General features: G+C 36.2%; 9 protein-coding genes and 1 riboswitch. Of the genes, 8 read left to right on the top strand and 1 reads right to left on the bottom strand.

Going from position 1 to position 7,447, the window contains the following annotated elements:
* Nucleotides 1-39: 39 nt before the first annotated feature.
* On the bottom strand, nucleotides 40-474 hold the full coding sequence (locus A33S_RS0111325; RefSeq protein ID WP_009383917.1) for a YwpF-like family protein: 435 nt from the start codon (nucleotides 472-474) through the stop codon (nucleotides 40-42).
* A 189-nt stretch (nucleotides 475-663) separates the two neighbouring features.
* On the opposite strand from A33S_RS0111325, the gene A33S_RS0111330 reads away from it, so the two are divergent.
* The 8 genes from A33S_RS0111330 to yidC all read left to right on the top strand — a co-directional run bounded on the left by A33S_RS0111330 (nucleotide 664) and on the right by yidC (nucleotide 7,407).
* Complete coding sequence (locus A33S_RS0111330) at nucleotides 664-1,053, top strand: single-stranded DNA-binding protein (RefSeq protein WP_009383916.1); 390 nt, start codon at nucleotides 664-666, stop codon at nucleotides 1,051-1,053.
* Between the two features lie 252 nt (nucleotides 1,054-1,305).
* On the top strand, nucleotides 1,306-2,139 hold the full coding sequence (locus tag A33S_RS0111335; RefSeq protein ID WP_017176879.1) for a LysM peptidoglycan-binding domain-containing protein: 834 nt from the start codon (nucleotides 1,306-1,308) through the stop codon (nucleotides 2,137-2,139).
* A 329-nt stretch (nucleotides 2,140-2,468) separates the two neighbouring features.
* Nucleotides 2,469-3,191 carry an aggregation-promoting factor C-terminal-like domain-containing protein gene (locus A33S_RS0111340; protein ID WP_009383914.1) on the top strand — a complete coding sequence of 241 codons (723 nt, stop codon included), beginning with the start codon at nucleotides 2,469-2,471 and terminating at the stop codon, nucleotides 3,189-3,191.
* 149 nt (nucleotides 3,192-3,340) lie between these two features.
* Nucleotides 3,341-3,440: riboswitch (TPP riboswitch) on the top strand.
* 89 nt (nucleotides 3,441-3,529) lie between these two features.
* Nucleotides 3,530-4,207, top strand: coding sequence for a thiaminase II (tenA, locus tag A33S_RS0111345; RefSeq protein WP_009383913.1), 678 nt, complete (start codon nucleotides 3,530-3,532; stop codon nucleotides 4,205-4,207).
* Nucleotides 4,208-4,210: 3 nt separating this feature from the next.
* Nucleotides 4,211-5,023, top strand: a complete 813-nt coding sequence (gene thiD / locus A33S_RS0111350; protein ID WP_009383912.1) for a bifunctional hydroxymethylpyrimidine kinase/phosphomethylpyrimidine kinase — start codon at nucleotides 4,211-4,213, stop codon at nucleotides 5,021-5,023.
* On the top strand, nucleotides 5,016-5,804 hold the full coding sequence (thiM, locus tag A33S_RS0111355; RefSeq protein ID WP_009383911.1) for a hydroxyethylthiazole kinase: 789 nt from the start codon (nucleotides 5,016-5,018) through the stop codon (nucleotides 5,802-5,804). Before thiD ends, thiM begins: the two co-directional genes overlap by 8 nt.
* Nucleotides 5,805-5,807: 3 nt before the next feature.
* Complete coding sequence (gene thiE / locus A33S_RS0111360; RefSeq protein WP_009383910.1) at nucleotides 5,808-6,446, top strand: thiamine phosphate synthase; 639 nt, start codon at nucleotides 5,808-5,810, stop codon at nucleotides 6,444-6,446.
* 85 nt (nucleotides 6,447-6,531) lie between these two features.
* On the top strand, nucleotides 6,532-7,407 hold the full coding sequence (gene yidC, locus A33S_RS0111365) for a membrane protein insertase YidC (RefSeq protein WP_009383909.1): 876 nt from the start codon (nucleotides 6,532-6,534) through the stop codon (nucleotides 7,405-7,407).
* The last annotated feature ends 40 nt before the right edge of the window (nucleotides 7,408-7,447 follow it).

Consider the following 7,447-nt stretch of genomic DNA (forward strand, 5'->3'; position numbering starts at 1 on the left):
AATAAAAAGTGGTTAGGATATTCGTCCTAACCACTTTTTTTATACACGTTCATCTTTAAGTCTTGGTTTAGATTGCATCATGCGTTTAAAGGTCGTCACAAGTTCTTCACCGTCTTTACCTTCATCAACGAGTTGCTCTAATAAATTTTCCGCATAAACTTGTCGTAATGTATAGATATGACACTCAAAAACCACTGATATCGTATCTTCTAGCTTTGTAATATGTTTAATCGTCGCATCAAATAATGCTGGATCGTTTGAAGGTCTAGTGATAACTACCCTGATATCTAATAACGTTTCATCATCCATATACGCTTTCATTGTTTCATAATGAATGTCAGAAAGAACGATTTCAAGTAACCATCCTGTTCCACTATTCTCTTTATTTATAATGACGCCATCTTTAATTTCATATTCATTTATTCTTTCATCATCTGTAATAATTTGAAATCTTACTGCTTTGAAGGTTTTCATGTTAATCACTTCCCATAACAAAAGTTAAAAGTTTACGAAAAATTAGATTCTGTAACCATTATAACGCATTTTTTGTCTGAAAACTCAAATTTTCCCTGATTTTGAGTGAATTTAAGTCCGAAAATGGATTTTTTGCACTTTGACGGCTTATACATAAATCTTACATAATATCGAAAAGGAGGTGCCTCAATGATTAATAAAATTGTAATCGTAGGCCGTATAACTAAGGATCCACAGCTTTTTGAAAAGGAGGATAAACGCGTAGTTTCGTTTTGTGTAGCAACTGAACGAAATTATAAAAATGAAGATGATGAAATGATTTATGATTTTCATTTATGTAAAGCTTTCGGTAAGACAGCAACAAATATTAAAAAGTATACGAAACAAGGTTCTATCGTAGGCGTTACTGGGCAAATGCAAACTAGACAATATGAGAAGGATGATAAAAAACATTATAGTACTGAACTGGTAGTTGATACGATTAAATTTATGTCACCATTAAATCCCAAAAAAGATCAGAAACCGAAAAAAGAAACAGATGATCTGGAACAAATTCTTTCAACGGTTTCAACAAATTAACTTAATGATGATGTATATTATTACAATATAATTACAAAAATTGTTTCTATAATATGAAAACTTTAACGATATAGCGTTGCATGATGGAATTCAGCGAAAAATATCGTATTAAGAAACTAATAATTTTTTATAATTAGTATTAACTCAAAATAGATTTCGTTATTTACTTGTAACTTCAAATCAATAATCTTTTGATACGATGAATGTAGCAAAATAAGTCATTGAATAAAACCTATGTGGGAGGATTTTTTGATGAAAAAATTATTTGTAGCTTCAACAGCGACAGCAGCACTATTAGCAGCTGGTATCGGAGTTAATGAAGAGGCACACGCAGGTGGAACAAATTCAGGACAAGAAGCTAACACAGACGTTCAAAACGATGGTGTACACAAATTAGTATGGGGAGACACTTTAAGTGAATTAGGTGTTGAATACAATGCATCAGTTCAAGAATTAATGGATTGGAACGAATTATCATCAGATTTAATCTATGCTGGCGATGACTTAATCGTTGATGAAAACGTTGCAGCACAAACAAATCATGAACAAGAAGAAGTTGCAGTAGCGAATCAACAAGCTGCACAACAACAAGCAGTAGCAGAACAACAAGCAGTAGCAGAACAACAAGCAGCAGAGCAACAAGCAGCGGCAGAACAACAAGCGGCAGCAGAACAACAAGCGGCAGCAGAACAACAAGCAGTAGCACAACAACAAGCAGCAGAACAACAAGCAGCAGAACAACAAGCGGCAGAACAACAAGCGGCAGCAGAACAACAAGCAGCAGAGCAACAAGCAGCGGCAGAACAACAAGCAGTAGCACAACAACAAGCAGCTACTCAAAACGTTCAAATTCCTGCACACTTACAAACTATCGCGCAACGTGAATCAAACGGTGACCCAACAGCTATTAACCCTACATCAGGTGCAGCAGGTAAATATCAATTCTTACAATCTACTTGGGACTCAGTAGCACCAGCTGAATACGTTGGTGTTTCTCCAGCACAAGTACCAGAACACGTTCAAGATGCAACAGCAGTAAAATTATATAACAATGGTCAAGGTGCACATCACTGGGTAACTGCATAATATATATCGTATTTTCAGGCACGGGACAAATCAATGTCTCGTGCTTTTTTGCGTTCTTTTATAGAATGTCATCGCTATAAACCCCTTAATAAAGGTGAAAGTATCGAGTGCGATTTCTTTAGAAAAGTCCAATATTTAGAAACTCTAATAAATAATAAATACAATTTTTAGTTTAAACTATAAAATAATTTCCGGTGTAATACATATGTAAAAAAAGACTTTTATCTTTTATGTGTCTGTAATATGTTTGAAAAAATAATGTGTTAAATTAAATGCAGTAATAAATTTAAAGGCTAAAATCATTACTTTATGGGAGGAAACCTTAAATTATGAAAAAGTTTATCGCATCATCAACTTTAGCTTTAACTTTAGGTGTTACTGGCGTAACTGCTGGTCAAACAGCTGAAGCAAGCGAATACACTGTAAACCAAGACAAATTAGTTAACTTAGCTTTATATCACCAAGACCAATTAAATAACGCACCAGTTCAAGAAGGTGCATACAATATTAACTTTAACTGCAACGGATTAAACTATAGCTTCGTATCTGACGGTACTTACTGGGCATGGAGCTATGGTGCAGGTGAACAAGACGCTTCAAAATTATTACCAGGATACAAAGCAGACGTTAAAACATCTGCAGTTTCTTATGAAGCGCCAAAAACTACTCATACACAATCATACAATCAAGTAAGTAATACGACTTCAAATGTAACAACATCTACAACTACTTACCAAGCACCACAAGTTACTCAAGCACCAGTTCAAAGACAAGTTCAAACACAAGCTGTTTCAACTGGCGGTTCAGTATATGATCAATTCATCGCTGCTGGTGGTACTGATTCTATGTGGAGAAATATCGTATTACCTGAATCTGGTGGTAATCCTAATATCGTAAGCCTGTATGGTTACCGTGGTTTAGGTCAAACTAAAGAACACTGGGGTACAGGTTCAGTAGCTTACCAAACTCAAGGTATGCTTAACTACGCTGTACAACGTTACGGTTCAGTAGAAAACGCTGTTAACTTCCGTTTAGCTAACAATTGGTGGTAAGCCGACTATAAAAGATCTGGATTTATTCCGGGTCTTTTTTTTATGAGCAAATAAGCTACCTATTGTAAAAATACGTCAATCAAGCCTTTTTAAAGATTGATAATTTGAATCGGACAACAATGTCTGTTAACTTTAAATTGAAGACAATAAAAGACTGCTAGGGGTGCCGAATAGGCTGAGATAGTTTTACTAAACCCTTTCGAACCTGATTTGGTTTATACCAACGTAGGAAAGTAGTCAACGTATTCATGAGTCGGAAAGAATAACAAATGACAATGCGTTAGACTGCTTTTAAAGAGCAGTCCTTTTAAATATACAAATAGAAAGGATGCATAATCATGTCATTTGCAAAAGAACTTAAAGAGAAAGCAGAACCAATTGTAGAGGCAATTTACAAAGATCCGTTTATTCAAAAGATGATTGAAGGCGAGCTTGATAAAGAAGCAGTTAAACATTACCTTCAAGCAGATTCACGTTATTTAAACGAATTTGCAAAGATTTATGCATTATTGATTCCTAAGGTTGATTCAAAAGAAGAAATTCAATTTTTAACAGAACAAATTAATTTTGCGAGCTCAGGCGAAGTTGATGCGCACATCACGTTAGCTGAATATGTAGGCGAATCATATGAAAGCATCATTGAAAAAGGGGAATGGTTCCCAACAGCAGACCACTATATTAAGCATATGTATTACAACGCTTATGCTTTTGATAATGTGGCGTACACAATTACTGCAATGGCGCCATGCCCATATGTATATCAACAAGTAGGTAAACGTGCGATGAAAGACCATCAATTTAGTGATGATAATCCATTTAAGAAATGGTTTGAATTCTATGATACTGAGATGGATCCGCTTATCGAACAAATTGATTCATGGTTAGACGAACGTACTCAAAATATGACTGACGAAGAGAAGCAAGTTCTTGAAAAGAATTTCTTACAAAGTGCGAATCATGAAAGACGCTTCTTCAACATGGCATACAATAAAGAAGAATGGAACTATGGAGGTTAAATGATGAGAAAACCTAAAATAGCTTTAACGATTGCAGGTACAGATCCGACTGGCGGCGCTGGTGCGATGGCAGACTTAAAGTCATTCCATGCTTGCGGTGTCTATGGTATGGCAGCCTTTACAAGTGTCTTAGCTCAAAATTCTAAAGGTGTTCAACATATTCATAACTTAGAGGTAGACTGGTTAGAAGAACAACTTGAAAGTGTCTTCACAGACGAGGTACCGCACGCGATGAAGACGGGCATGATTCCAACGAAAGAAATGATGGAAGTAATCGCTTCTTACGTTAAGAATTATCAAATTCCGTATGTAATCGATCCAGTCATGATTGCTAAAAGTGGCGATTCACTCATGGACGATAAAGGTAAATCTGAACTTCAAAATATTTTATTACCGCTTGCAGACGTAGTGACGCCTAATATACCAGAAGCTGAAGAAATCGTTGGTTTTAAGCTTGATAGTGAAGAAAAAATTCATCAAGCAGGCAAAGTATTCATTGAAGATATTGGTTCTAAAGGCGTTATTATCAAAGGTGGTCATTTAGAAGGTAATGCAACGGACTACCTATTTACGAAAGATCAATCTTATACGTTCGAACAAGAACGTTATGATACCAAGCATACTCATGGTACAGGTTGTACATTTTCAAGTGTGATAACAGCTGAGCTTGCTAAAGGTAAAACGATGTATGAAGCGGTTAAGAAAGCGAAATCCTTCATCTCACTAGCTATTAAATACACACCTGAAATTGGCCAAGGTCGTGGCCCTGTTAATCATTTTGCTTATCAGAAATTAAAGGGGTTAGATGATGAATAAATTACTTGAACTTCGTGAAAAGGCACCACTCGTAGTTTGTTACACAAACGACGTTGTAAAAAACTTTACTGCCAATGGTCTATTAAGTTTAGGTGCCAGTCCTGCTATGAGTGAAGCAGTAGAGGAAGCTGAGGACTTTTACAAAGTGGCAGATGCTTTGCTCATTAATATTGGTACGATGACAAAAGATAAAAGTAACGTCATGTTAGAACTCGGTAAAATCGCAAATCGTGTAGGCGTACCTGTTGTCTTTGATCCAGTAGCGGTTGGTGCATCATCATTTAGGAAATCCTTTGTGCGTAAATTCTTAGATGACGTTGATGTGAGTGTCATTAAAGGGAATGCTTCAGAAATTCTGACACTAATTGATGAAACGACTACGATGAAAGGTACAGATAGTAGTCAGGATTTAGATAGCATTAAAATTGCACAAGAAGCCTATAAGCAGTATAATACGGCTATCGTTTTAACTGGTAAGGAAGATGTTATTGTCCAAGACGGAAAAACGATTGTGCTTAAAAACGGTTCTGAAATGTTAACTAAAGTTACAGGTGCAGGTTGCTTATTAGGTGCTGTAGTCGCAAGCTTTTTACTTCGAGAAACACACCCGAAACTTGATGTGTTAAAAGAAGCGGTATCTGTATTTAACATCGCAGCAGAACAAGCTGAGATGACTGAAGGTGCCACGCTTCCTGGTACATTTCAAGTAGCTTTAATTGACGAACTCAACCGTTTAGGCGAAGAGACTTATAAAATGGGGCTTATAGAGAAAGAAGTGTGACTCATGTTTCATAGAGAACAACTTAAATTATATTTTATTTGTGGAACACAAGATGTTAAGTCTGGTGCTACCATTAAAGATATATTAAAGGAAGCACTAGAAGCGGGCATCACGATGTTTCAATTTCGTGAAAAAGGTGAGGGCGCGTTAACAGGTGACGTTAAACGTGAACTCGCTCTCGAACTACAATCATTATGCCAAGATTATCAAGTACCTTTCATTGTTAACGATGATGTAAAACTCGCTCAGGATATTGATGCGGACGGTATTCATGTAGGTCAAGATGACGAGGATGTCAGCGCATTTTACCGTGACTTTGAGGATAAAATTGTTGGTCTTAGCGTTGGTAACTTTGAGGAGTATGATCAATCTGACTTAACGCATGTTAACTATATTGGTGTTGGGCCTGTTTATACAACATTTTCAAAGCCTGATGCGAAGATGCCAGGTGGCGTTACACGAATTCGTAAAATGAGAGAGTATGATACGGAAATTCCTATTGTAGCAATAGGGGGTATTCATGAAGAGAACATTGCACCTATTATACAACAAGGTGCCGATGGTGTAGCGACGATTTCTTCCATTACGAAAAGCCAAAACATTAAAGAAACAGTTCAAAGATATCTCGAACAAATGAAATGATTAGCAAAATGTTAATTTTTGTTTCACACTCAACATTTGTATGATAGAATTATTTCTATGTGATTAATACAATTGAGGTGGAAAAATGAAGAAAAAAGCGTTACTACCTATGTTGTTAGGTGTAGTGGTTCTTTTAGCAGGTTGTGACTACTCGAAGCCTGAGAATAGAGACGGATTCTTTTTTAACACGTTTGTTCAGCCTATGGATAACTTAATCCACTGGCTTGGTGGTATGCTTGGTAACAACTATGGTTTAGCAATTGTTTTACTTGTATTAGCAATTCGTTTAATCTTATTACCTTTTATGTTATCAACTTATAAGAATTCTCATATGATGCGCGAGAAAATGAAGATTGCGAAACCTGAAATGAACGAAGTTCAAGAGAAGGTTAAGCGCGCGCGTACACAAGAAGAAAAAATGGCCGCAAACCAAGAAATGATGAAGGTTTATAAGAAATATGATATGAACCCTGTTCAAAGCATGATGGGTTGTTTACCAATTCTTATTCAAATGCCTGTTGTAATGGGCTTATATTTCGTACTTAAATTCCCATCAGACGGCGGTATTAAAGAATTCCCTGATTTCTTATGGTTTAAATTAACAGAACCTGATATCGCGATTACAATTATCGCGGGTGTTCTTTACTTCATCCAAGCTTATGTATCAAGTTTATCTATGCCTCAAGAGCAAAAGCAAATGGGTTATATGATGATGATTATTTCACCAATCATGATCATTTGGATTTCATTTACTTCTGCAGCGGCATTAGGTTTATATTGGTCAGTCAGTGCGGCATTCTTAGTACTTCAAACTTACTTAGCTAACCAATACTATGGTAAGAAAGCTAAAGAAGAAGTTGCACCTATGATTGAGAAGTTTGAACGTGAGAAGAAAGATGCTAAGAAAACAGGCAAGAATACGAAAGTAGTTTCAAAAAATAAATCTAAGAAGAAAAAATAATAAGCACAATAATTAGACGCGACTTCGATAGTCGCGTCTC

The organism is Staphylococcus massiliensis CCUG 55927 (genome assembly GCF_000298075.1).
Lineage (GTDB): Bacteria > Bacillota > Bacilli > Staphylococcales > Staphylococcaceae > Staphylococcus > Staphylococcus massiliensis.